The following is a 23181-nucleotide window of genomic DNA, read 5'->3' as shown; positions in this document are numbered from 1 at the left end:
TATGAAATTAACCGTATTAGGCGGGGGCGGCGTTCGCTCTGCATTTTTGGCGAAATCTCTGGCTTATAACGCCCACCGCATAGGTTTAACGGAAGTGGTATTTCTGGACAGCTCGGAAGATAATCTGGCCTTGTTTGGTGAAATTGCCCGCTACGTGTTTAATACGATTCGTCCGGATATTGCGTTCAGTACGACCAGCGATCCGGTCGCCGCGCTGAAAGGCACAAATTATGTGATTACTACCCTGCGGGTGGGCGGCGATGAGAGCCGTATTCGCGATGAGCGTATTGCGCTTGAGCATAATACCTTAGGCCAGGAGACCACCGGTGCGGGCGGCTTTGCCATGGCGATGCGTTCGATCCCGGCGATCCTCAACTACTGTCGCCTGATCGAAGAGCATGCCGCCGAGGATGCGATCCTGTTTAACTTTACCAACCCATCGGGGCTGGTCACCGAGGCGATCATCAAGTCCGGCTTTAAGCGTCGCGTATATGGCATTTGCGATGCGCCGTCGGAGCTGATCCGCGAACTGCCCGAGATTCTCGGCTGCGACGAGCGCGATCTCAGCGTCGAGTGTTACGGGCTGAACCATTTCTCCTGGTTCACCCACATCACCGTACGCGGGGAAGAGGTGACCGAACGCCTGATCGCCAGCCCGGATTTATACCGTAAAACGGCGATGCAGTATTTCTCGCCGGAGCTGGTTCAGCTGTGTGATAAGCAATTACTCAACGAGTACCTCTATTATTACTATTATCGCGAGGTAGCCTTAAAAGCGATTCAAGAGGCGGACGAAACGCGCGGCGAGCAGATTGCCCGTATCAATCGCGATATGCGGGACGCGCTGCGCGGCATTGATGTGAAAGCCGATCCGCAGGCGGCATTTTCTCTGTGGATGACGCACTACCTGCGCCGGGAAAATAGCTATATGCAGAACGAGTCGCAGCAGGAGAAATTCCATACCCGCGAACCGTTAACCCTGCGCCAGTTTATTGAGGAGCCGGATACCGGCGGCTACGCCGGGGTGGCGCTGGACATTCTGGAGGCAGTCAACAGCCGCACCACCAAACGAATCGTGGTCTCCATACCCAATAACGGCACTCTCGATTTCTTGCGTCCTGACGATGTGATTGAGATCAGCTGCGACCTGAGCAAAGACGGCTTAAAACCGGTGACGCCAGCGCACGTGCCCACGGCGCAGAGAAACATGATTGCCAGCGTGAAAGAGTATGAGCGGCTGGCCGTGGCGGCCATTTTGCAGCGCGATAAATCCCTGGCGATACGCGCATTAATGGCACACCCGCTGATCGGCTCTTTTTCGCTGGCCAAAACCCTGGTCGAGGCCTATCTCGACGACGCGCAGTTCGCCGACTGGCAATAAACGCCCGGCTCAATCCCCCGGATAGCGGCTAACGCCTTATCCGGGCTACCGGATAAGGCGTGATTGGCCGGTTTTGTAGCCCGGGTCAGGCGTCTAAGCCACAACCCGGGAACGCGTAAGTTGTCATTTTATCGCCCTGACAGGCGCGTCAAACGCCGCCTCCAGGGTTCTCCGTCTGTATAAACCACATCTTCAGCAGCCGCTCAAACCCGAGTATGCAGTAACCGAAAAACGGGTTGCTCCAGTAAATATCATCGTCGAACTTCTGCGGGTCATGAATAATGAATGCGGTATCCGCCGCCTGCGCCAGCGGACTTTGATAATCGCCGGTAAAGCACACCAGATTAATCGCCTTGCCTTCCAGCGCCTTCACCCAGTTCAGAGCCGAGCTGCTGCGCCCGGATTTTGAGACGATCCAGATGGAGTCGAATTTCGCCGCATTTTTTTGCTCCAGGATTTCGTAATCCGGCCACAGCGCGAGGCTGGCGTTCACGCCGGTCACCAGGAACTTATTATAAATATATTGCGCAATCAGCTGCGAAAAGCCGCTGCCGTGGATCAGGATCCGCTGATGCTGCAGGCTTTCCAGCAGCGGCGTCAGCCGCTCTGTCGGCTGAATACTCATGTAGTCGATGTCGTTGGTGACATCGAGTTTCGGCATGGTGATATTGAATTTAATAAAATAGACCAGCTCCAGCCAGCCGCTGAACTTCAGTTTCTTCGCCAGCCGCACCAGCGAGGAGGGGTTGCTATAGCAGCGCTCAGCGACGCTGCGGATGCCTTCCCGCACACACTGCTCAGGATCATTCTGGATAAAGCGCAGCACGGTCATTTCCGTTTTGCTCAGCTTGACGTCACGAAAGATATTTTCTAAGTCCATTGCGGCTCCTCTCAGCGGCAGATTACGCTATCACCAAACGGCAAAGGTGTCTGTGGGGGAACTCACTGGCAGGAAAGAGCGAATAGCGACATGGCATGCATGCGCCACGCTGACTGAGACGCATGGAGGCGGCCGCGTATCTCTCCAGCGTCGTTTTTTCCTGCCAGATCGCCCTCGCAGAAAAAATATAAAAGTGTAACCCGCGGATTTTACGAGGGTTTGTGTCAGACTGTTCTGTAAAGTCCAGTTTTAACAGTAAAAAAGTGCGTTCAGGTATGTGGTAAATGCCTGAAAGTAGCTATAATGCGCCCCGCCTCCATGTAGCAATCGAGGCGCGGAAGATCGTCATCTCCGGTGAGGTGGCTGGACTTCAAATCCAGTTGGGGCCGCCAGCGGTCCCGGGCAGGTTCAACTCCTGTGATCTTCCGCCAGTTTGCTACCCCTGAACTTCCCCATATGCAATAAACCATGCCAATCCGCGGTGTCATCCTCAGGCCAACTCATGTTGACCCAGACCCCGAATATCATCAGGAATAACCGGCTTCATGTTGCTTGCATCTTCTGGCAACCGGCAGACTTCTTAGCAGGATGGCTGTGCGAAGCGGGGGCTTTTGAGAAGCCAGTTCCCCTCATCAGAAGTAATAACCAATATTAACGTTAGTGCGGAAATACCATTTACCGCTGCCCTCGGACTGAGTGCTGGTCCAGCCGGTAGAGTTCAGCGCGCCGCCCCACGGATTGACGTTCTTCGCCCAGCTGAGATCGACCCAGAACATCACCGGTAGCGCGAAGACCTGCACGCCGAGGGTGTTCATCTGCGAATCCTGCCAGCCGCTTTTGTCTTTCCACAGTACGCTGTAGTCATTGTAGAAACGCAGCTTCGAGACTGTCCCCCACTTCACATCGACGTCGCGGGCAAGGTTGAGCGATGCGGTGGTCGCTTGAGCCGGGATCAGGTAGGCCGGAGTCAGGCCGTTGCCGCCCATCAGAATCGTATCGTCGCTGACCCCCGCCGGGTTCTTCGGATCGTACTGGTAGCGAATCAGCTGCGAGGTGAGCTGCCACGGCCCGTTATGCAGCATGCCGTGTACTCCCGCCGCCCAGAAGGTACCGTCGTCGTCAGTCTCGCGGTTGTGCAGGCGCGCCAGCGCCAGCGAGCCGCCCAGCTCGTTACTCCAGCCGCCGCCGTGGAAATTGCGCGCGATACGCACATTAACCTGATCGCGCTTTTCATTATGCTGCTGATGCTGGGTAGGATAGATTGTGTTTTTCAGACGATCGTAATCGCCGACATCCGGCGCGTAGCGTAAATTCTCCGGCTCCATCCACGGAAAATAAGCCACATCCAGCGACCAGTTATTATCGTGATATTGATAGTTGATGCCGCTGCCGGCGCTGACGCCAAAACCTAAATAAAATGGTATGCCGTACGACCAGCCAAATTGCGGATAGGGCTGCAAACCGAAAGGTTTGCCGGGAATGCCCAGCTGAATATTATTATTACCATCAACGCGATATCCTACATAGGCGCGGTCGACGGCGTATTTACGATGATCCTGGAACCAGAATCCGGCATCAAAGAAATAATGATTATAAAAGCCGCTGCTGTCGATACGAAAGGTATCAAAACGCAGATGCGGCGGGTTACGATAATTACTGCCCTTCCAGTCTTCATAGCGGTAATTGGCCCGCAGCGCGCCGCCGAAATCCAGACCAGCGAGATTGTCCGCGCTGCGCCAGCCGATATGCGGAAAAGGCTTGCCGTCGTCCGCCTGTGCCAGCCCGTTGCCGCTGGCGACCAGCAGCAGCGAAAGAACTAATTTACGCATAGTACATCCCTCACTTTATATTTTAATAAGCGATAAAAAGCCTCGCCGCTTAATATCGGCGTTTTTATTTATTTTTGTCTCAGCAGTGAAACTATCGATTAAATAGCAAGATTTTTATATTTTCGTTCCAGATATGAAACTCTGTTTATTATTTGATAGAGGGAAAATCGCACGCAGGATGCCAGGAGTCAAGGCATAAACCTTGAGCGATAACGCAATATTATTATTCCCTGCGGAAGATATTCATATTTGTGGTACAGGAACAAAAACATTCTCAAATATGAAACATAATTAGCGAAGTACAAACCACATTCCCCGGAGCGATCGTTTAGCGATATTCCTCCCGGGAGTCTCTGCATTGGCGCCGTGCCACCGGCGAAGTCAGCGTATCCGCGCTGAGGGATCTGCGTCGGATAGCGCGACGCTTATCCCCGGAGCTGATTTTCAGCTTTTCAATATAACTCTTATCGCCCGGGCCCCGTTTTTCCCTCCCCGCCAGGGGTCTACCATTAATGGATTCCCACAGAAACCCCATTTAAAACCGGAGAGTGTATGAAAGCGATTGCCATTACCCGCGCCGCTACTGAAGGCAGTAACATCCCATTTTTAAGCGCCATCGAGCTACCGGTTCCGGTTGCTGCAGGGCATGACCTGCTCATCGAAGTGAAGGCGATTTCCGTGAATCCGGTGGATACCAAAGTGCGCGCCGGATTTACCGGCGATACCCCGCGCGTGCTGGGCTGGGATGCGGTTGGCGTCGTAAAATCGGTCGGCGAGGCGGTCACCCTGTTCGCGCCGGGCGATGAAGTCTGGTATGCCGGTGCGCTGGGGCGCGCGGGAAGTAATAGCGAGTTTCAGCTCGTCGACGAACGGATCGTCGCCCTGAAGCCGCGCTCGCTGGATAACGCCTCTGCCGCCGCCCTGCCGCTGACCGCCATCACCGCATGGGAGTTGTTGTTCGATCGTCTTGGCGTGCAGGAAGGCGGCAACGCCGGGGACGCGCTGCTGATTGTCGGCGCGGCGGGTGGCGTCGGCTCCATTCTCACGCAGCTGGCGCGCAAACTGACGCGTATGACGATCATCGGCACCGCTTCGCGCCCGGAAAGCCAGAAATGGGTGCTTGATGCCGGGGCGCACCACGTTATCGATCACAGCAAGCCGCTCAGTGAAGAGCTGGCGCGGATTGGGGTCAACGCCGTGACGCACGTCGCCAGCCTCAACAATACTGAGCAACATTACGCGCAGCTGATTGCGGCTCTCGCCCCGCAAGGCAAGCTGGCGTTGATTGACGATCCGCAAACCCTGGACGCCCGCCCGTTGAAGGCCAAAAGCCTTTCGCTGCATTGGGAGTTTATGTTCACCCGTTCGATGTTTGAAACGCCGGATATGCTGGCCCAGCATCAGCTGCTGACCCGGGTGGCGGCCCTGATTGACGATAAGACCCTCAAAACTACCCTCGGCGAGCATTACGGTCCAATCAACGCCAGCAACCTGCAGAAAGCGCACACTCAGCTGGAAACCGGACGCGCGGTCGGCAAAATCGTGCTGGAAGGGTTTTAAGATGACGAACGACACGGTATCTGTCATTGCGGTTCTGAAGGCCAAACCGGGGCAAACGGCCGCTCTGCGGCAGGCGCTGAAAGCGCTGTTACAGCCGACCCGTCAGGAAGCGGGTAATTTGGATTATGCCCTGTTTCAGCTGCGCGATGCGCCGGACACCTTCTACATGCGCGAGTCGTGGCGTGACCCGGCGGCGCTGGAGGCACACATCGCCCTGCCGCACTTTCAGGCCTTTATCGCGCAAATGGACAGCCTGCTGGCTGAGCCGCTGCGCCTGGATTATCTGACGCCGGTTGAATAATCGCCTCAACGCTTGCGGGTTCCCTGCCAGGCAGGGAACCCGCCTCTTTTTGCCCCTTTCCTTTTTTATCCCGTCTTTTTCCCTTTGTCTGTTTAACACTCTGAGCTAATCGCCCCACGCCCCGCGCTGACCAGGCTACGCTTACCGTTGCCGCCAAAAAGCAGGTCATCCCCTCCGAATCATCCAGCACGTTCATTCAGAAAGAGGTTTCGCTATGCAGATCAATGCTATTGGTACGTACTCCGCCACCCAACCGCTGAAATCGATGGCTATCTCCCGCCGCGACCCGGGCCCCCACGATGTGCAGATCGCCATCGATTACTGTGGCGTCTGCCACTCCGACCTTCATCAGGCGCGATCTGAATGGGCCGGTACGCTCTATCCTTGCGTGCCGGGACATGAAATCGTCGGCCAGGTGACCGCCATCGGCAATCAGGTCTCGGGATTCAACGTGGGAGATCTGGTCGGCGTCGGCTGTATGGTCGACAGCTGTCAACAGTGTGAAGAGTGCGAAGCAGGGCTGGAAAATTACTGCGACCATATGATTCTCACCTACAACGGCCCCACGGCAGACGCGCCCGGACACACTCTCGGCGGTTATTCGCAGCAGATTGTGGTGCACGAACGCTACGTGCTGCACGTGCGCCATCCGAAAGCCCAACTTGCCGCCGTGGCGCCGCTGCTCTGCGCGGGGATCACCACGTACTCTCCGCTGCGCCACTGGAACGTCGGGCCGGGAAAAAAAGTCGGCATCGTAGGTATTGGCGGGTTGGGACATATGGGAATTAAGTTGGCCCACGCCATGGGCGCCCACGTGGTGGCCTTTACCACCTCAGAATCGAAGCGGGAAGCGGCAAAAGCGCTGGGCGCGGATGAGGTGGTTGTCTCACGCAACGAGGACGAAATGGCCGCCCACGTGAAAAGCTTCGATTTCATCCTCAACACCGTGGCGGCACCGCACAACCTCGATGCCTTCACCACCTTGCTCAAACGCGATGGCACCCTGACCCTGGTCGGCGCGCCGGCCAGCCCGCATCCTTCGCCGGAAGTGTTTAATCTGATATTTCGCCGTCGTGCGATTGCCGGTTCGATGATTGGCGGGATCCCGGAAACCCAGGAGATGCTCGATTTCTGCGCCGAACACGGCATCGTCGCCGATATTGAGCTGATTCGCGGCGATCAGATCAACGAAGCCTGGGAGCGGATGGTCAAAGGCGATGTCAAATATCGCTTCGTGATCGACAGCGCGACGCTCGCCGGCTAAATGCCGCGGCGAAAGGTGCGCCGCCACTCCGCCGGGCTGACGCCAAAGCGGGATTTAAACTGCTGGCGCCAGGTCACGGCGGAGCGGAATCCAACGCTCTCCGCCACCTGCTCGACGGGCATATTCCCCTCCTCGAGCAGGAGCTGACTGCGCCGTAGACGTTCAATGGTCAGCCAGTCGGCAATGCTCATGCCGGTAGCCCGGGTAAAGTGACGAGTCAGCGTACGGCGGCTCATCGCCACCACCTGCGCCAGCGAGTCGAGGTTGTGCGGCTCGGCGATATGCTGCTGGAGATACTCCAGCAGGCCGTTAATCCGCGCGTCGCGGGTATTTTTCGGTACCGGCTGGGCGATAAACTGCGCCTGGCCCCCTTCACGATGGGGCGGCACGATCATACGCCGGGCGATTTGATTCGCCGCGAGGCTGCCGAAACGCTGGCGAATGATATACAGGCAGCAGTCGAGCGCCGCCGCGGTGCCCGCTGAAGTAATGATCCGCTGGTCATCAACGTACAGCGCGTTGATATCCAGCTGCACCTCGGGAAACTGCTGCTGAAATGCCTGTTCAAACTCCCAGTGGGTCGCCGCCCGTTTGCCGTCCAGCAGCCCGGCATAGCCGAGAACAAAGGCACCGAGGCACAGCCCGACGATTTCAGCGCCGTTCTCCCTTGCCCGTACCAGGCTATCCAGCAGCGACTGGGGCGGACGCTGATGCACCGCTCCCCAGTAAGGCACCACCACGATATCGGCCTGCTCAAGGGCGGTGAAATCTGCGCTGGCGTTGAGCGCAAAACCGTCGCGCGCGGTCAACAATCCCGGCCGTTCGGCGCAAATCTGCAGGTTAAAGCGTTTCGTTTCCGAGACGCTATCGCCAAACAACATGCAGGGAACCGAGTAGTGAAAAGGGCTGAACCCGTCCACGGCAACAATCGCGACATCGGTTAATTTCATCATCCTCTCCGTTCCCCGCGGCGGGCTTAAAAGATCATACTTTCCCCATCCTGCGGGATGCTGACAGAATCGGCAATCTGATTATCCGCCACGTATTCGCGCAGCTCCTCGCGGCTCAAAAGGCAGTGATTGACCGCCTCAAGATGGATGGCGACAATTTTCGCCTCTGGCAGGGTGAAATGGGTTTTCAGCACATCTTCTTTGCCCATGATAATCGGCCCGAATCCAATCACGTGCGCGTACCCGGCATTCAGTACCACGACATCGGGACGTAGCCGTAGCATGTCGGCCGCAATTTCAGGACGCCAGATGGTATCGCCGACCAGCCACAGCGTCTTCTCCTGCGGATGGCGAAACACCACGCCGCAGGCTTCGCCCAGCCGCTCCGCCATAGCCGGTACGGCATAGGTGCGGTCGCTACCATGCTGCCCGGAGGTGGTTTTCTGTAAACGGACGCCGGCAAACTCGCTCTCTTCCGACAGCAGACGGACATCCTGAAATCCCTGTCCACGCAGCAGCCCGGCATCACCGTCATGCTGCACAAAAACCGGCAGCGTTTTCGGGATCGCGGCGATCGCCGCCTCATCCCAATGATCATCATGCGTATGGGTGACGATCGCCGCATCGACATCAATGATAGTTTTCAGGGAAAAAGGCAGCCCGACCAACGGATTACGCAGCGCTGCGCGGGCGGTGCCCGGGAATCCCGGCCAGGCGCCACGATCCGCCAGCATCGGGTCAATCAGGAACTTTTTCCCTGCATATTCAATAAGCTGAGTTGAGTTACGGATCTGGGTCATTTTCATGATGTTCACTCCTCTTCGCGGTTATCTGGCGAACATCGTACGTCCCACCAGCCTGGCGCAATATGGGCATTTGGGCAATGTTCGATGAGATTGGGCCAACTTTCTGCGGTTGCCATCCGCCCCAGGCTATGGTGTCCTGAACACTGGTTTTCTGAGGAAGTGGCTACGATGAAAAAGAGACTAAGCGCCGCCGATATGCACGACGCCGAAGTGATTGCGCAAACTCCGTGGTTCAGCATGCGTAAAGTGGCCATCGATGTCACCGACGCCGAGCGCCGCGATTTTTACTCTGTCCATTACCCGCGTCCGGCGGTGGGGATTGTCGCCATGCAGCAGGACAAAGTGCTGCTGATCCGCCACTATCGGTATCTGATCGATAAGGTGGTATGGGCTATTCCGTCCGGCGGTATTGATGAAGGGGAAGAGCCGCGCGCGGCGGCCCTGCGCGAGCTACGGGAAGAGACCGGCTATCAGGCGAAACAGGCCACAGAAATTATCCGCTACAACCCCTCCTACGGCAGCAGCGACCAGCTGTTTATCACCTGGCTTGCGCGCGATCTGACGTATGTCGGAATGGATGAGGATCAGGATGAGGTGATGGAAACAGGCTGGTTTACCTTCGCCGAAATCAGCCAGCTGATCGCCCGCGGCGAGATGCCTGACGGGCTGTCGCTGGTGCCGCTGCTGCATCTGATGGCGCAGCAGCATAACGGTTTAGCGTAACGGCCTGAGCATCCGCCAGCGGAACCACAGCTGCGCCACCAGGATCAGCATACCGCCAATAATCTTTTGCAACGGCAGCTGTTCGCCGTACCACAGCGCGGCGGCAATGACCGTCAACAGCGGCTCCAGCACCATGATAATCGCAGCGCTCGCCACCGCCGCGTACTTCTGCCCCTTCATTTGCAGGCCGAAACGCAGACTGGTGGCGATAACAATACTGGCCAGCAGCCAGCCGAAAGTGGGCAGCGTGAACGGCTGGTCCCAGGTTTCGACAGCGGCGGAGATCCCCAGCCCAACGACCCCGGTAATCGCCAGTTGCACGGTGGTCAGCGGGATCAGGGGCACATCGCGGGCGCAGCGGCTGGTGTAGCAAAACCAGATCGACTGCACCAGCGCGGTCAGCAGAAACCAGCCCTGGCTAGGGTGGAAGGCAATCGGCATATGCAGACTGAGCAGCCCGAGGCCGACGATCGCGACCGGCAGGCACTCCCAGTATGCCCGGGCAGGGCGTGTTTTCATCATCACCCATGCGGTGAGCGGCACAAACAGCATCGACAGGCTCATGATAAACGCCCCCTCGCCCAGCGAGGCGGTGGTCGAAACCGAGTAGATCCACAGACACAGGTTCAGCGCAAACCACAGCCCGCCGATCGTCATCTGCCGCCAGTGTCGCCTCTCAACGTGAAAGCCGCGACAAAACGGCAGCAGCAGCAGCGCCGCAAAAAAGAAACGCAGCCCGAGGAAGGCGAAAACCGGCATTCCGGCGATGGCTTCGCGAGAAAATATCCACCCACATGCGGCGATAACCGTAGCGGCTACCAGCAGTAAATCCGCCTGACGCTGCCGGACCATATTCACCTCTCCTTGTGTTGACGATTACCAGCCGGGAACCGCACCACCGTTAAAGATAGTCTCTGCCGCCTTTGCCACTTCCGGCGACTGATAGGACTGCATAAATTCCTTCACGTTTTCCGCGTCTTTATTCTCTTCGCGGGCCACGATGATATTCACGTACGGCGAGTTTTTATCTTCAATAAAAATCCCGTCATGCACCGGCGAGAGACCGGTCTGCTGAAGATAAGTGGTGCTGATAATCGCCACATCCACTTTCGGGTCGTCCAGCACGCGCGGCAGCTGCGCCCCTTCCAGCTCCATAATGTTCAGGTGACGCGGGTTGGCGGTGATATCGACCGCCGTAGGCAGCAGGCCAGTCCCTGCCTTCAGGGTAATCAGCTGCTCTTTTTGCAACAGCAGTAACGCGCGGCCCAGGTTGGTGGGATCGTTCGGAATGGCGATAGTCGCCCCGTCTTGCAGATCGGCCACTGATTTTATTTTGCGTGAATAGCCCGCCATAGGAAACACGAAGGTGTTGCCGACCGCCACCAGATGGTAGCCGTGCGCTTTATTATCCTGCGCCAGGAACGGCCGGTGCTGGAAGACGTTAGCATCCAGATCGCCGGCGTTCGTCGCTTCGTTAGGCAGAAGCGAACCGCTAAAGCCCACCAGCTCGACATCCAGACCATATTTCTCTTTGGCGACCTTTTTAGCCACTTCCGCTACATCCTGTTCCGCGCCGTTGATGACGCCGACTTTAATGTGTTTCGCATCGCTGCCTTTCTGGTCGCAGCCTGCCAGCAGCAGACCCGCCAGCACCACGGCGGCGGCTGTCCGTAAACGCAATTTCATCATTTTTACCCTGTCAGTCCATAGAAGTCGTTATTATTTTTCGTCCGAAACTATAACGACTTTATGGTCAGGTTTTAAACTGCAAAAACAGCAACCGGAAATAAAATCATCTACCGGTGTTTGGCTTCATGCGCCAGCAGCCCAGGCGTCGCCTGTTGCTGTTGTTGTGCGAAATCCATAATTCCTCCGGTTTGGTAATGATACGGCGGATGCTGGCCCGCGCGTCACAACCGGAAACCGGACGACAATGTTGTGTTTACGCCGCTGCGGCACCGGCCGTCACGACCAGCCTCGGCGCCACAGCCGCTTACCGACGCCGCCACTCCCCAGGCGTCACGCCATACAGTTTTTTAAACGCCTTCGAGAACGAGGCCTGCGACTGAAACCCACAGCGCCCGGCAATCACATCAAGGTTGGTCTGCCGCTCCACGCGCAGCAGGCGCGCAGCCATCGCCATCCGCAGCTGCGAAAGCCAGGCCTGCGGCGTGAGGTGATAAGCACGGGCAAAGTGCCGGGCGAAGGTCGCGCGCGATAAAAAAGCGCGGGCGGCCATGCTCTCCAGCGTCCAGGGCTGCTCCGGCGTCTCCAGCACCGCGAAAACAGCGGGCATCAGCCGTTCATCGCTCATCAGCCGCAGCAGCCCTTCCGGCGGCGCTTCGCTGCCCAGTAGCGTACGCAGCAGCAAAACCAGCAGCGTGTCGCCGAGGCTACGCACGATAGCCCCGCCGCCGGGGCGCGCCATCAGGCACTCCCGTACCAGCACGTTAAGCAGCAGCTCCAGCTCCGGGCACTCCGCCCGCTCGTCGGTGTGCAGATGAATCAAGTCAGCCGGTTCCGCAAATAACCAGCTGACGTGCGGGCCGAAGTAAAATTCGCCGCACAGCATCTCCAGCGCATCGTGGTCGGTAGCGGTTCGGACCTCGGTCAGGGTCCCGTTAAAGCGGTGGGCGACGGGCAGAATCTGCCCCCACTCCACCAGACTTTCCATCAGATGCGGCGAGCCGTGCGGGAGCAAGATGACATCGCCCGCCCGCATCTGCCGGGTTTGCCTGCCGACCGTCAGCCGCCCCTCGCCACGCAACACAAAATGCCAGGGCACTACGCCGCTGCGCATTTGCTCATGCCCGGCCTGCCAGCGACCGCCAAACCGGCAGTGCAGATTCACTTCGCAGCGCGGCGCCAGCAGCGCCAACAGATGACTGAGACTGTCCATGCCACTCCTGAGACGATAAGACAAAAAAATGAGACGAAGAGCCTCAGTCTAGCACGCCGCCTGTCCCTAACATGTCGCCATTGCCACATCACACCCTCACAGACACAGGAGCACACCATGAGCCGTTTAGCTGATATTCGTGAACAAGACGTCACCGGTAAAGCCGCAGAAATTTTCGGTGCGATCAAAAAAGCGATGGGTAAAGTGCCCAATGCCTATCTGACCATTGGCGGTCATTCACCGGCGGCATTGCAGCAGGCGTTGGCGCATAACGCGATGCTGAGTAAAAGCAGCCTGAATGCCAAACAGCTGGAAGCGATTAACCTGGCCGTGAGCGAGGCCACCGGCTGCGATTACTGCCTGGCGGCGCATACCTTAATGGCGAAAAAAGCGGGTTACAGCGGCGAGCAAATCCATGCCCTGCGCCGCGGCGAGTTTACTGATGATGCCCGTCTCGATGCGCTGGTCAAGTTTGTCCAGACCCTGGTGCGCACTCGCGGTACGCTCCCGGAAGCCGACGTCAGCGCACTGCGTAACGCTGGCTTCGGCGACCAGCAGGTGATTGAGATTATCAGCGCGGTGAGCGCCATTCTGTTCACCAATATGGTGAACCGGGTGAATGATACGGTCGTCGACTTCCCGAAAGCCGATTAACCCGTCACATCGCCTGTTTATAGCCCCAGCTCGCTCAGCCCCGGATGGTCATCGGGGCGGCGCCCCTGGGGCCAATGGAACAGGCGATCCCGCGCGGCAATCGGCAGATCGTTAATGCAGGCGTAGCGGGTATGCATCAGGCCATGCTCATCAAACTCCCAGTTTTCATTGCCATATGAGCGGAACCAGCTGCCGCTGTCATCACACCATTCATAGGCGAAACGCACGGCAATACGGTTATCGTTCCACGCCCACAGCTCCTTAATCAGCCGGTACTGCTGCTCCTTTTGCCATTTTCGCGTCAGGAAGCCGATGATTTCCGCACGCCCATGGACAAACTCACTGCGGTTGCGCCACTGGCTGTCGGCCGTATAGGCCAGCGCCACTTTTTGCGCGTCGCGGCTGTTCCAGCCATCTTCGGCGGCGCGAACCTTTTGCAGCGCGCTTTCCCGGGTAAACGGCGGTAGCGGCGGGCGAACTTCGGTCATGGTCGTTCTCCTTTTAACGTTAACTGTTGTTGTAGCTTCAGATTTTCCTGCTCCAGCGCCTGGATACGCTGCTGCAGCGTCTGGCTGTACTCCGCCACCTGTCGGGCGCTGTAGCGCGGCGTTATGTGCTGCGGACAGTTCCAGTCAAACGCCTGCAGATGAAAGCGAAACAGGCGCTCCACCCGGGCGCGGTAATTGTCCGGCGTGACCCGAGCCAACAGCCCGGGATCATCGTCCTTCGCCAGCACCTCGACGGTGGCATAGATTTTCAGCCTGGCGCGGCGCGGGTAATCCATCAAAAACAGGCAGGCCCGGTCGCTGCCGCGCAGGTTGCCGGTGGTGATGTACTGCCGGTTGCCGCCAAAATCCGCCATCGCCAGGGTGGCGTCATCCAGCAGATGGAGAAAACCCGGCGGCCCGCCGCGATGCTGGATGTAGGGCCAGCCGGTTTGCGATAACGTTGCCAGATAAAAACTGTCGCGGGTGGCGATCATCTCCTCTTCGCTGGCGCCGAAACGTTCTCCCCTGCGCTGGCGATACGGCGACTGCCACAGACCATCGCTTCCCATTTCATGTTGAACGTCCATCACATCAGGCGTGATGGCAATATCGAGAAAGTCCCCCGGCATAGATCCTCCGAACGCGCTGTGACTGCGCTCATCATGGACTCTGCCGCCATAAATGATAATACTGCGATACTGACAATCATCTTTCCGGAAAACGGGATAATTATGGATCGCTTGAGCGCCATGGCGCTGCTGGTAAAAGTCACTGAACTGGGCAGCATGTCGGCGGCGGCGCGGGCGCTGAATACGCCGTTGACCACCATCAGCCGCCATATTGCCGAGCTGGAAAGCACGCTCGGCGTGCGCCTGCTGCTCCGCACCACCCGCAAGCTGACGCTGACCGATGCCGGTATCGATTATGTCGCCGCCGCACGGCGGATTCTCGAAGAGGTTGACCAGGCCGAGCGCCAGGCGGCGGGGGAATATCAGCAGCCGAAGGGTGAGCTGACGATCGCGGCTCCGACGATGTTTGGCCGACAGCATGTTTTGCCGGTTGTCACCGCTTTTCTCGCCCTTTACCCGCAAATTCGCGTCCGTTTACTGCTCAGCGATCGTAATGCCGACCTGGTCGACGACCATATCGATCTCGCGGTGCGTATCGGTACGCTACCTGATAGCGGAATGGTTGCCACCCGCCTGGGCGAGATGCGTATTGTCACCTGCGCCCACCCGGCGCTGCTGGAGAAGCACGGATACCCGCAGCGCCCGCGTGAGCTGAGCACACTGCCGGCCATTGGCATTGAATCACCGATGCCCTATCGCGGCTGGCGGTTTAAGGCGCCGATGGCGGAAGACCGGCACGTAGTGCTTCAGCCGGCGCTCTGCGTGACCACTCCGGAAAGCGCCGCCGACGCCGCGCGACTGGGGGCCGGCGCGGCGCGCCTGCTGCACTACCAGGCCATCGATGGTCTGGCGTGCGGTGAACTGACGCTGATACTGGAAGCGATGGAACCGGAGCCTGCGCCGGTACACCTGCTGTATACCGCCCGCGGGCTGGCACCTCTTAAGTTGCGGAAGTTTATCGATTTCGCCACCCCGATGCTGCGCCAGGCGCTGGCGCGCATCGCGGCAACCCGCTAGCTCGCCACCGTTTTCAGCGGCGCCTCTTTCAGCAGCCATGAGAGCAGGAAAGCGACCGCCATGATGCAGGCTGCCATCAGGAATGCGGCATGTATCGCCGAGCCAAAGGCATCGAGATAATCGAGGCGGATCTCTGACGGCAGGTTCTGCACCGCGGCAGGATTCAGCGCCCGCGGCAGCGCCGTTCCTTCCGGCAGCAGACGCTGCAGGTTGTTTTGCAGAACGTGGGTGAACACCGCGCCGAACAGCGCCACCCCGATGGAACCGCCGATCGAACGGAACAGCGTCACGCCAGAGGTCGCCACGCCGTACATCTGCGCCGGCATGGCGTTCTGTACCGCCAGCACCAGCACCTGCATCACCAGTCCCAGGCCCATCCCCAGCACGGCGGTAAACAGATACAGCTGCCACATCGGCGAGTAAATGGTAATACGCGTCAGCAGCACCATCCCCACCATACCTGACAACGTGCCAAGAATCGGGAATATGCGGTACCGGCCAGTGCGGCTGATAATGCGCCCGCTGACGATCGACGTCATCAACAGCCCGCCCATCAACGGAATGAGCTGCATCCCGGCTTCGGTCGGCGTCGCCGCCTTCACCACCTGCAGATAGAGCGGCAGGAAGGTGACCGAGCCAAACAACGACATCCCGATGACAAAGCCAATCAGGCTGCACAGCAGAAAGCTGCGATTGCGAAAGAGGGAGAGCGGGATAATCGGTTCTGCGGCGATCCGTTCTTCATAAATAAAGCCGATAACCCCCACCACGCCGAAGGCGAGAATGCACCACAGCTGCGGGTCGTTCCACGCGCGCACGCTGCCGCCTTCAGAGGTGAAGAGAATGATACACAGCAGCGCCATACTCAGGTAAATCGCGCCCAGCCAGTCAACCTGATGCTGGCTACGTTTATTGCTGCTGTGGAAAACCGCGCCGATCACCAGCAGCGCAAACAGCCCCAGCGGCAGGTTGATATAGAAAATCCAGCGCCATGAAGCGTGCTGGACCAGGAAGCCACCGATGAGCGGCCCGATCACCGTCGCCAGGCCGAATACCCCGCCGAACAGCCCCTGATAGCGACCGCGGTTGGCCGGTGGGATCACGTCGGCCACCGCCGCCATGCTGATCACCATCAGGCCGCCGCCGCCCAGCCCCTGTAGCCCACGCATCAGCACCAGCTGCGTCATATTCTGCGCGACGCCGCACAGCGCGGAACCGACCAGGAACAGCACGATCGCAACCTGGAGCACAATTTTGCGGCCAAACAGATCGCCAAATTTACCGTACAGCGGTACGACAATCGTCGAGCTGAGAATATAGGCGGTGACCACCCAGGAGAGCTTATCCAGCCCCCCAAGCTCACCAACAATCGTGGGTAGCGCCGTCGACACAATGGTCTGATCCAGGGCCGACAACAGCATAACCAGCATCAGCGCGCTAAACAGCAGACGGATCGACGGTGCCGGTTGGGTCGCGACTTGAGACGTCATCACATCACTCGCTTGAAATTAATTAAATGTATAATTAATATTTAGGGAAATGATGAATCCCGTCAAGAGAGGATCAAGAAATGGCCGCACAAAAAGACAATGATGTCCCTCGCCGCCCGGGCCGCCCGCGGGGTAAAAAACCCGGCACGGCCAGTCGCGAGCAGCTTATGGATATTGCGCTGATGCTGTTTGCCCGTCAGGGGATCGCCCATACTTCGCTCAATGCCATTGCCAAAGAAGCCGGCGTGACGCCGGCGATGCTGCACTACTATTTCAGCTCGCGGGAAGCGTTAGTAGACCAGTTGCTGGAAGAGCGCTTCATGCCTTTGCGCAGTGAGATAGGCCAGATTTTTATCGAACATCCGGAAGATCCGGTGACCGCTTTCACCTTGCTGATCGAGGCACTGGGGACGCTGGCGGAGAAGCACAACTGGTTTGCGCCGCTGTGGATGCAGGAGGTGATTGGCGAGATGCCGATACTTCGCCAGCATATGCACGCGCGCTTTGGCGATGATAAATACCACCGGATGCTGGCAACGGTGAAGCGCTGGCAGGAAGAGGGTAAACTCAACCCGGCCCTGTCGCCGGAGCTGCTGTTCACCACCCTGATTAGCCTGGTTCTGGTGCCTTTCTCCCGCCTGCGTACCGACACACGCTTAGCCTCCGTCTCCCGACAGACCATTGTCAGCCACGCGCTGACGCTGATCCGCCAGGGAATTGCCGGTTAAGCCACGCGCTATCGGCTGCCCGCCGGAGCTACAGCGCTTTCGACAGGTAGTGGCGCGCCATCCCGACGTGCGGAAAATCAGGAAGCGACATCTGCAGCTGATAGCCTTGCTTTTGATAAAACGGCAGGGCCTGGAAGCTGAAGGTATCGACCAGAACATGGCGACAGCCCTCCTCGCGCGCCTGCTTTTCCGCCGCGCGCATCAGTTCGCCGCCCAGCCCGCTGCCGCGCGAAGCTTCACTGACCCACAAATACTCAATACAGAGCCAGTTGGCCTTTCTTTTGGCAATCAAACCGCCCAACATGACCCCGGCCTCATCACGGAAGTAGACGCCCAGGTCAGCAAACTGCGTCGCATCCAGATAGCGCAGGTTGTATTCACGTAATCCTGCCAGCAACTCCTCCTGATCCGCTGGATTAATACTTTTCGTTATAATCAATGCCATCGGTATTCTCCTTAATTCAATATTATGAAGATATCTCTGCGCTTACTTTCACAAAAAATACTTATTTTCTCCATTATTTCCTGTCTAAATTTTCCGGGCTTATTTTTAATTAAAAAAACCTTTCCATCATCCGCTGGAAACGTATAATGAAGGAAAAATGAGAATGATCATTCTCACTTTATGTCACCACGGAGAAAACCATGAGCAACGCCCTGGCCGCCCGGCAAAAGATCCGGCAGGATGAAATCATCGCTGCCGCACGTCACTGCTTTCGTCGTCATGGTTTTCACGGAGCCAGCATGGCGCAGATCGCCAGCGAGGCGAAGCTGAGCGTCGGGCAAATCTACCGCTACTTCGCCAGTAAAGACGCCATTATTGCGGAAATGATCCGCCGCATCATCGATTATCGTATTGCCGAGATGGACGGAAAAACGCAGACGGACCAAATTCCGCGGCTGCTCGCCTGGCGACAGACCCTGGATGAAGATGATGACGCGCTGATGCTGGAAATGGCCGCCGAAGCGACCCGCAACCCGCAAATCGCGGCCATGATGGTGGAAGCCGACAAGCGCATGTTTGCCAACGCCTGCGCGCATATACGCAAAGCGCACCCGCATCTGAGCGACGAACGCATCCGCTGCTGCGTTGAGATCACCGCGGTAATGATGGAAGGGACGATTTACCGGCGTCTTGTTCCACAAACGGTGGCACCAGAAGTCCTCGAGAAACTTTATCGGGAAATAACCGCTATGTTGCTAATGGATAAATAATTAACTGCAATTAATAAACAGGGAATTTTAAATTCCCTTTTTGTCGTTTCCGTTTATCGGAAATGCGTCACCCGCTGGCCTGAACCCTGCTATTTAATTAGCGGGGAGGACGTCGTTCATCCTGAGAAAAATATAATGAAATATACCATAATCCCCATCGCAGCGGCCTTATTCATCCTGAGCGGATGCGATAATGCCCAAACATCAGCCCCACCACAGATGACGCCGGAAGTGGGCGTCGTCACGCTGAAAAGCCAGCCCGTTTCCGTGATCAGCGAACTGACCGGTCGTACCACGGCCTCACTCAGCGCCGAAGTGCGTCCGCAGGTGGGCGGCATCATTCAAAAACGCCTGTTCACCGAGGGCGATAGGGTAAAAGCCGGCCAGGCGCTGTATCAAATCGACCCCGCCAGCTATCGCGCGGCCTATAACGAAGCCGCCGCCGCGCTCAAGCAGGCCCAGTCGCTGGTGACATCCGACTGTCAGAAAGCCCAGCGCTACGCGGCGTTGGTGAAGGACAACGGCGTTTCCCGTCAGGATGCCGACGATGCTATCTCCACCTGCAATCAGGACAAAGCCAGCGTGGAGTCGAAAAAGGCGGCGCTGGAGAGCGCGCGGATTAACCTGAACTGGACCACCGTTACCGCGCCGATTGCCGGACGGATCGGCATCTCTTCCGTCACCCCCGGCGCACTGGTTTCCGCCGACCAGGATACCGCCCTGGCGACGATCCGTGGGCTGGACACCATGTATGTCGATCTCACCCGCTCCAGCGTCGATCTGCTGCGCCTGCGCAAACAAGCGCTGGCGACCAACGACAATACGCTTAGCGTGTCGCTGACCCTGGAAGATGGCAGCACCTACAGCGAAAAAGGGCATCTGGCGTTGACCGAAGTGGCGGTGGACGAATCCACCGGTTCGGTCACGCTGCGCGCAGTCTTCCCCAACCCGCAGCATGTCTTGTTACCGGGAATGTTCGTGCGCGCCCACGTCGATGAAGGAGTGATGGACGATGCGATCCTGGCGCCACAGCAAGGCATCACCCGTGATGCCAAAGGCAATGCCACCGCGCTCGTCGTCGATAGCAACAGCAAAGTAGAGCAAAGGGAAGTCGAAACCGGTGACGCATACGGCGACAAATGGCTGGTGGTGAACGGCCTGAAAAGCGGCGATAAGCTGATCGTTGAAGGCACCAGCAAAGTCGCTGCTGGCCAACAGGTCAAAGCCGTCGAAGTCAACAATGACGGAGGCAACGCCTGATGTTTTCCCGCTTCTTTGTGCGTCGCCCGGTTTTCGCCTGGGTTATCGCCATTCTGATCATGCTCGCCGGGGTGCTCGCCATCCAGACGCTGCCGGTGGCGCAATATCCTGACGTCGCCCCTCCGGCGGTAAAAATCTCGGCCACCTATACCGGGGCCTCTGCGGAAACCCTGGAAAACAGCGTCACTCAGGTCATTGAACAGCAGCTGACCGGGCTGGATAACCTGCTCTATTTCACCTCCACCAGCAGCTCTGACGGCTCGGTAGATATTACCGTCACCTTCGAGCAGGGGACCGACCCGGATACCGCCCAGGTGCAGGTGCAGAACAAAGTCCAGCAGGCGGAATCACGCCTGCCGAGCGAGGTGCAGCAGTCCGGCGTCACGGTAGTGAAATCGCAAAGTAACTTCCTGCTGATCCTCGCGGTGTACGATAAAAATAACAAAGCCACCAGCTCCGATATCTCCGACTGGCTGGTCAGTAACATGCAGGACCCGCTGGCGCGCGTTGAGGGCGTCGGTAGCCTGCGCGTTTTCGGCGCAGAATACGCGATGCGTATCTGGATGGATCCAACCAAACTGGCCTCCTACGCGCTGATGCCTTCCGATGTACAAACGGCGATTGAAGCGCAGAACGTGCAAATTTCCGCGGGCAAAATCGGCGCGCTGCCGTCATCCAGCGCGCAGCAGCTGACCGCCACCGTCCGCGCCCAGTCACGGCTGCAAACCGTCGATCAGTTCAAAAACATTATCGTCAAGAGCAAGTCAGATGGCTCGGTGGTGCGTCTGGGCGACGTCGCTCGCGTTGAGATGGGCAGCGAAGATTACACCGCCACCTCAAACCTCAACGGCCACCCGGCCGCCGGTATCGCGGTGATGATGGCCCCGGGCGCCAACGCGCTGGATACCGCCACGCGCGTGAAAAGTAAAATTGCTGAATATCAGCGGCAGATGCCGCAGGGCTACGATATCGCCTATCCGAAAGACAGCACCGAGTTCATCAAAATCTCGGTTGAAGATGTTATTCAAACGCTGTTTGAAGCCATCATTCTGGTGGTTTGCGTGATGTACCTGTTCCTGCAAAACTTCCGCGCCACGCTGATTCCGGCGGTGGCGGTGCCGGTCGTGCTGCTGGGGACCTTTGGCGTACTGGCGTTGTTCGGCTACTCCATCAACACCCTGACCCTGTTTGCGATGGTACTGGCCATCGGCCTGTTGGTGGATGACGCCATCGTGGTGGTGGAAAACGTCGAGCGTATTATGCGCGACGAGGGCCTGCCCGCCCGTGAAGCTACCGAAAAATCGATGGGCGAAATCTCCGGGGCGCTGATCGCGATTGCGCTGGTGCTGTCGGCGGTATTCTTACCGATGGCCTTCTTTGGCGGCTCGACCGGCGTGATTTATCGCCAGTTCTCGGTGACCATTATCTCGGCGATGATGCTGTCGGTGGTGGTGGCTCTCACCCTAACGCCGGCGCTGTGTGGCGCGCTGCTCTCCCACTCTAAGCCGCATACCAAAGGGTTCTTCGGGGCGTTTAACCGCCTGTGGGGCCGTACCGAACAGGGCTATCAGCATCGCGTGCTCGGCGGGCTGCGCCGCTCTGCCATGATGATGGGCGCCTTTGTGCTGATCTGCGGCACCATGGCGCTGGCGATGTGGAAGCTGCCGGGAAGCTTCCTGCCGGTAGAGGATCAGGGTGAAATTATGGTTCAGTACACCCTCCCGGCGGGCGCCACCGCCGTGCGTACCGCCGAGGTACGCCGCCAGGTGACCGACTGGTTCCTCAGCAAAGAAAAAGCCAATACCAACGTTATTTTCACCGTCGATGGCTTTAACTTCAGCGGCAGCGGACAAAACGCCGGGATGGCCTTCGTGTCGCTGAAAAACTGGTCCGAGCGTAAAGGCGCCGAGAACACCGCCCAGGCCATTGCCCTGCGCGCCACCCGGGATCTGAGCAGTATTCGCGACGCCTCGCTGTTTGCCATGACCCCGCCGTCGGTGGACGGTCTGGGGCAGAGCAACGGCTTTACCTTTGAACTGATGGCCAGCGGCGGCACCGATCGCGATAGCCTGATGAAAATGCGCAGCCAGCTACTGGCTGCCGCCAACCAAAGTCCGGAACTCCAGTCGGTCCGCGCCAACGACCTGCCGCAAATGCCGCAGCTGCAGGTCGATATCGACAATGACAAAGCCGTTTCCCTGGGACTGTCGCTGAGCGATGTCACCGACACGCTCTCCAGCGCATGGGGCGGCACCTACGTCAACGATTTTATCGATCGCGGACGCGTGAAGAAGGTTTACATCCAGGGAGAAAGCGACGCCCGCGCCGTGCCGTCCGATCTCGGTAAATGGTTCGTACGCAGCAGCAATGACAGCATGACGCCGTTCTCCGCCTTTGCCACCACCCATTGGCAATATGGCCCGGAAAGCCTGGTGCGCTACAACGGCGCCACGGCCTTCGAAATCCAGGGTGAGAATGCCTCCGGCTTCAGCTCGGGTGCGGCAATGGAAAAAATGGAAGCGCTGGCCAACAGCCTGCCGGCAGGCACCACCTGGGCATGGAGCGGCATGTCGCTTCAGGAAAAGCTGGCCAGCGGGCAGGCCATGAGCCTGTATGCCATCTCGATTCTGGTGGTGTTCCTGTGTCTCGCCGCGCTGTATGAAAGCTGGTCGGTCCCCTTCTCGGTGATCATGGTGATCCCGCTGGGCCTGCTCGGCGCGGCGCTGGCGGCGTGGATGCGCGATCTGAGCAACGATGTCTACTTCCAGGTCGCACTGTTGACCACCATCGGTCTGTCGTCGAAGAACGCCATCCTGATTGTTGAATTTGCCGAAGCGGCGGTCGATGAGGGCTATTCCTTGTCGCGCGCGGCGCTACGTGCGGCGCAAACGCGTCTGCGTCCTATCGTGATGACCTCGCTGGCGTTTATCGCCGGGGTCCTGCCGCTGGCGGTAGCGACCGGCGCCGGGGCCAACAGCCGCGTGGCGATCGGGACCGGTATTATCGGCGGCACCCTGACCGCAACGCTGCTGGCAGTGTTCTTCGTTCCCCTGTTCTTTGTGCTGGTGAAGCGTCTGTTCACCCGCCAACGCCCTACTCAGGAGTAA

General features: G+C 58.2%; 22 protein-coding genes and 1 tRNA gene. 12 read left to right on the top strand and 11 right to left on the bottom strand.

Annotated elements, in window-relative coordinates; translation table 11 throughout:
- Nucleotide 1 precedes the first annotated feature (1 nt).
- Nucleotides 2-1381 (top strand): family 4 glycosyl hydrolase, encoded by a 1380-nt coding sequence (locus GRPL_RS20600; protein WP_032690242.1) that lies wholly within the window; start codon nucleotides 2-4, stop codon nucleotides 1379-1381.
- Nucleotides 1382-1529: 148 nt separating this feature from the next.
- Here the strand turns inward: GRPL_RS20600 and GRPL_RS20605 are convergent, their stop codons facing one another.
- A complete protein-coding gene (locus tag GRPL_RS20605; protein ID WP_032697020.1) occupies nucleotides 1530-2261 on the bottom strand; it encodes a MurR/RpiR family transcriptional regulator in 732 nt (243 codons plus the stop codon).
- A gap of 336 nt (nucleotides 2262-2597) precedes the next feature.
- Here GRPL_RS20605 and GRPL_RS20610 point away from each other — a divergent pair.
- Nucleotides 2598-2692 (top strand) — tRNA-Sec (locus GRPL_RS20610).
- 201 nt (nucleotides 2693-2893) lie between these two features.
- On the opposite strand, the gene GRPL_RS20615 is transcribed toward GRPL_RS20610, so the two are convergent.
- On the bottom strand, nucleotides 2894-4090 hold the full coding sequence (locus tag GRPL_RS20615) for a hypothetical protein (protein WP_032698526.1): 1197 nt from the start codon (nucleotides 4088-4090) through the stop codon (nucleotides 2894-2896).
- Nucleotides 4091-4642: 552 nt separating this feature from the next.
- Here GRPL_RS20615 and GRPL_RS20620 point away from each other — a divergent pair.
- From GRPL_RS20620 to GRPL_RS20630, 3 genes are all read left to right on the top strand, one after another.
- A complete protein-coding gene (locus GRPL_RS20620; protein ID WP_032697022.1) occupies nucleotides 4643-5650 on the top strand; it encodes a zinc-binding alcohol dehydrogenase family protein in 1008 nt (335 codons plus the stop codon).
- Between the two features lies 1 nt (nucleotide 5651).
- Nucleotides 5652-5951: a putative quinol monooxygenase gene (locus tag GRPL_RS20625; protein WP_032690238.1), complete on the top strand. Its 300-nt coding sequence runs from the start codon at nucleotides 5652-5654 to the stop codon at nucleotides 5949-5951.
- 214 nt (nucleotides 5952-6165) lie between these two features.
- On the top strand, nucleotides 6166-7215 hold the full coding sequence (locus tag GRPL_RS20630; protein WP_032690237.1) for an NAD(P)-dependent alcohol dehydrogenase: 1050 nt from the start codon (nucleotides 6166-6168) through the stop codon (nucleotides 7213-7215).
- Here GRPL_RS20630 and GRPL_RS20635 read toward each other — a convergent pair.
- Together GRPL_RS20635 and GRPL_RS20640 are read right to left on the bottom strand one after the other, a co-directional pair.
- The gene (locus GRPL_RS20635; RefSeq protein ID WP_032698525.1) at nucleotides 7212-8165 is read right to left on the bottom strand and encodes a GlxA family transcriptional regulator; all 954 of its coding nucleotides are present in this window, start codon (nucleotides 8163-8165) and stop codon (nucleotides 7212-7214) included. The two genes, GRPL_RS20630 and GRPL_RS20635, sit on opposite strands and share 4 nt — an antisense overlap.
- 26 nt (nucleotides 8166-8191) lie before the next feature.
- The gene (locus GRPL_RS20640; protein ID WP_032698524.1) at nucleotides 8192-8971 is read right to left on the bottom strand and encodes an MBL fold metallo-hydrolase; all 780 of its coding nucleotides are present in this window, start codon (nucleotides 8969-8971) and stop codon (nucleotides 8192-8194) included.
- Nucleotides 8972-9139: 168 nt separating this feature from the next.
- Here GRPL_RS20640 and GRPL_RS20645 point away from each other — a divergent pair, with 168 nt between their 5' ends.
- Complete coding sequence (locus GRPL_RS20645) at nucleotides 9140-9694, top strand: NUDIX domain-containing protein (protein ID WP_032697025.1); 555 nt, start codon at nucleotides 9140-9142, stop codon at nucleotides 9692-9694.
- On the opposite strand, the gene GRPL_RS20650 is transcribed toward GRPL_RS20645, so the two are convergent.
- The 3 genes from GRPL_RS20650 to GRPL_RS20660 all read right to left on the bottom strand — a co-directional run bounded on the left by GRPL_RS20650 (nucleotide 9686) and on the right by GRPL_RS20660 (nucleotide 12593).
- On the bottom strand, nucleotides 9686-10546 hold the full coding sequence (locus tag GRPL_RS20650) for a DMT family transporter (RefSeq protein WP_032690233.1): 861 nt from the start codon (nucleotides 10544-10546) through the stop codon (nucleotides 9686-9688). The two genes, GRPL_RS20645 and GRPL_RS20650, sit on opposite strands and share 9 nt — an antisense overlap.
- 24 nt (nucleotides 10547-10570) lie before the next feature.
- Entirely contained in the window at nucleotides 10571-11380 is an 810-nt protein-coding gene (gene nlpA / locus GRPL_RS20655; RefSeq protein WP_032690232.1) for a lipoprotein NlpA, read from the bottom strand.
- A 307-nt stretch (nucleotides 11381-11687) separates the two neighbouring features.
- Nucleotides 11688-12593 carry a helix-turn-helix transcriptional regulator gene (locus tag GRPL_RS20660; protein ID WP_032698522.1) on the bottom strand — a complete coding sequence of 302 codons (906 nt, stop codon included), beginning with the start codon at nucleotides 12591-12593 and terminating at the stop codon, nucleotides 11688-11690.
- A gap of 117 nt (nucleotides 12594-12710) precedes the next feature.
- On the opposite strand from GRPL_RS20660, the gene GRPL_RS20665 reads away from it, so the two are divergent.
- Nucleotides 12711-13247 carry a carboxymuconolactone decarboxylase family protein gene (locus GRPL_RS20665; RefSeq protein ID WP_032697028.1) on the top strand — a complete coding sequence of 179 codons (537 nt, stop codon included), beginning with the start codon at nucleotides 12711-12713 and terminating at the stop codon, nucleotides 13245-13247.
- Between the two features lie 17 nt (nucleotides 13248-13264).
- Here the strand turns inward: GRPL_RS20665 and GRPL_RS20670 are convergent, their stop codons facing one another.
- A complete protein-coding gene (locus GRPL_RS20670; RefSeq protein ID WP_032690229.1) occupies nucleotides 13265-13735 on the bottom strand; it encodes a nuclear transport factor 2 family protein in 471 nt (156 codons plus the stop codon).
- Complete coding sequence (locus tag GRPL_RS20675) at nucleotides 13732-14364, bottom strand: pyridoxamine 5'-phosphate oxidase family protein (RefSeq protein WP_032697029.1); 633 nt, start codon at nucleotides 14362-14364, stop codon at nucleotides 13732-13734. Before GRPL_RS20675 ends, GRPL_RS20670 begins: the two co-directional genes overlap by 4 nt.
- A 102-nt stretch (nucleotides 14365-14466) precedes the next feature.
- Between GRPL_RS20675 and GRPL_RS20680 the strand changes: the two genes are divergently transcribed.
- A complete protein-coding gene (locus GRPL_RS20680; protein WP_032698673.1) occupies nucleotides 14467-15381 on the top strand; it encodes a LysR family transcriptional regulator in 915 nt (304 codons plus the stop codon).
- Here GRPL_RS20680 and GRPL_RS20685 read toward each other — a convergent pair.
- Nucleotides 15378-16871: an MDR family MFS transporter gene (locus GRPL_RS20685; RefSeq protein WP_032690226.1), complete on the bottom strand. Its 1494-nt coding sequence runs from the start codon at nucleotides 16869-16871 to the stop codon at nucleotides 15378-15380. The two genes, GRPL_RS20680 and GRPL_RS20685, sit on opposite strands and share 4 nt — an antisense overlap.
- Nucleotides 16872-16951: 80 nt before the next feature.
- Between GRPL_RS20685 and GRPL_RS20690 the strand changes: the two genes are divergently transcribed.
- On the top strand, nucleotides 16952-17599 hold the full coding sequence (locus tag GRPL_RS20690; RefSeq protein WP_032690225.1) for a TetR/AcrR family transcriptional regulator: 648 nt from the start codon (nucleotides 16952-16954) through the stop codon (nucleotides 17597-17599).
- A gap of 28 nt (nucleotides 17600-17627) precedes the next feature.
- On the opposite strand, the gene GRPL_RS20695 is transcribed toward GRPL_RS20690, so the two are convergent.
- The gene (locus tag GRPL_RS20695; protein ID WP_032690224.1) at nucleotides 17628-18044 is read right to left on the bottom strand and encodes a GNAT family N-acetyltransferase; all 417 of its coding nucleotides are present in this window, start codon (nucleotides 18042-18044) and stop codon (nucleotides 17628-17630) included.
- A gap of 200 nt (nucleotides 18045-18244) precedes the next feature.
- Between GRPL_RS20695 and GRPL_RS20700 the strand changes: the two genes are divergently transcribed.
- The 3 genes from GRPL_RS20700 (at nucleotide 18245) to GRPL_RS20710 (ending at nucleotide 23181) form a co-directional block, all read left to right on the top strand.
- Nucleotides 18245-18814, top strand: coding sequence for a TetR/AcrR family transcriptional regulator (locus tag GRPL_RS20700; protein ID WP_032690223.1), 570 nt, complete (start codon nucleotides 18245-18247; stop codon nucleotides 18812-18814).
- A 135-nt stretch (nucleotides 18815-18949) separates the two neighbouring features.
- Complete coding sequence (locus GRPL_RS20705; RefSeq protein ID WP_032698520.1) at nucleotides 18950-20074, top strand: efflux RND transporter periplasmic adaptor subunit; 1125 nt, start codon at nucleotides 18950-18952, stop codon at nucleotides 20072-20074.
- The gene (locus tag GRPL_RS20710) at nucleotides 20074-23181 is read left to right on the top strand and encodes an efflux RND transporter permease subunit (protein WP_032698519.1); all 3108 of its coding nucleotides are present in this window, start codon (nucleotides 20074-20076) and stop codon (nucleotides 23179-23181) included. Before GRPL_RS20705 ends, GRPL_RS20710 begins: the two co-directional genes overlap by 1 nt.

Source organism: Klebsiella planticola ATCC 33531 (genome assembly GCF_000735435.1).
GTDB classification, from domain to species: domain Bacteria; phylum Pseudomonadota; class Gammaproteobacteria; order Enterobacterales; family Enterobacteriaceae; genus Klebsiella; species Klebsiella planticola.
The sequence above is the reverse complement of the archived record's forward strand: the minus strand, read 5'-3'. Positions and strand labels throughout refer to the sequence as shown.

Coding starts and splice junctions, on each gene's coding strand:
- GRPL_RS20600 (WP_032690242.1), top strand. CDS start 2: ATGAAATTAACCGTATTAGGCGGGGGCGGCGTTCGCTCTGCATTTTTG.
- GRPL_RS20665 (WP_032697028.1), top strand. CDS start 12,711: ATGAGCCGTTTAGCTGATATTCGTGAACAAGACGTCACCGGTAAAGCC.
- GRPL_RS20690 (WP_032690225.1), top strand. CDS start 16,952: ATGGCCGCACAAAAAGACAATGATGTCCCTCGCCGCCCGGGCCGCCCG.
- GRPL_RS20695 (WP_032690224.1), bottom strand. CDS start 18,044: ATGGCATTGATTATAACGAAAAGTATTAATCCAGCGGATCAGGAGGAG.
- GRPL_RS20630 (WP_032690237.1), top strand. CDS start 6,166: ATGCAGATCAATGCTATTGGTACGTACTCCGCCACCCAACCGCTGAAA.
- GRPL_RS20700 (WP_032690223.1), top strand. CDS start 18,245: ATGAGCAACGCCCTGGCCGCCCGGCAAAAGATCCGGCAGGATGAAATC.
- GRPL_RS20670 (WP_032690229.1), bottom strand. CDS start 13,735: ATGACCGAAGTTCGCCCGCCGCTACCGCCGTTTACCCGGGAAAGCGCG.
- GRPL_RS20645 (WP_032697025.1), top strand. CDS start 9,140: ATGAAAAAGAGACTAAGCGCCGCCGATATGCACGACGCCGAAGTGATT.
- GRPL_RS20625 (WP_032690238.1), top strand. CDS start 5,652: ATGACGAACGACACGGTATCTGTCATTGCGGTTCTGAAGGCCAAACCG.
- GRPL_RS20620 (WP_032697022.1), top strand. CDS start 4,643: ATGAAAGCGATTGCCATTACCCGCGCCGCTACTGAAGGCAGTAACATC.
- GRPL_RS20640 (WP_032698524.1), bottom strand. CDS start 8,971: ATGAAAATGACCCAGATCCGTAACTCAACTCAGCTTATTGAATATGCA.
- nlpA (WP_032690232.1), bottom strand. CDS start 11,380: ATGAAATTGCGTTTACGGACAGCCGCCGCCGTGGTGCTGGCGGGTCTG.
- GRPL_RS20705 (WP_032698520.1), top strand. CDS start 18,950: ATGAAATATACCATAATCCCCATCGCAGCGGCCTTATTCATCCTGAGC.
- GRPL_RS20650 (WP_032690233.1), bottom strand. CDS start 10,546: ATGGTCCGGCAGCGTCAGGCGGATTTACTGCTGGTAGCCGCTACGGTT.
- GRPL_RS20685 (WP_032690226.1), bottom strand. CDS start 16,871: ATGACGTCTCAAGTCGCGACCCAACCGGCACCGTCGATCCGTCTGCTG.
- GRPL_RS20635 (WP_032698525.1), bottom strand. CDS start 8,165: ATGAAATTAACCGATGTCGCGATTGTTGCCGTGGACGGGTTCAGCCCT.
- GRPL_RS20710 (WP_032698519.1), top strand. CDS start 20,074: ATGTTTTCCCGCTTCTTTGTGCGTCGCCCGGTTTTCGCCTGGGTTATC.
- GRPL_RS20680 (WP_032698673.1), top strand. CDS start 14,467: ATGGATCGCTTGAGCGCCATGGCGCTGCTGGTAAAAGTCACTGAACTG.
- GRPL_RS20660 (WP_032698522.1), bottom strand. CDS start 12,593: ATGGACAGTCTCAGTCATCTGTTGGCGCTGCTGGCGCCGCGCTGCGAA.
- GRPL_RS20605 (WP_032697020.1), bottom strand. CDS start 2,261: ATGGACTTAGAAAATATCTTTCGTGACGTCAAGCTGAGCAAAACGGAA.
- GRPL_RS20675 (WP_032697029.1), bottom strand. CDS start 14,364: ATGCCGGGGGACTTTCTCGATATTGCCATCACGCCTGATGTGATGGAC.
- GRPL_RS20615 (WP_032698526.1), bottom strand. CDS start 4,090: ATGCGTAAATTAGTTCTTTCGCTGCTGCTGGTCGCCAGCGGCAACGGG.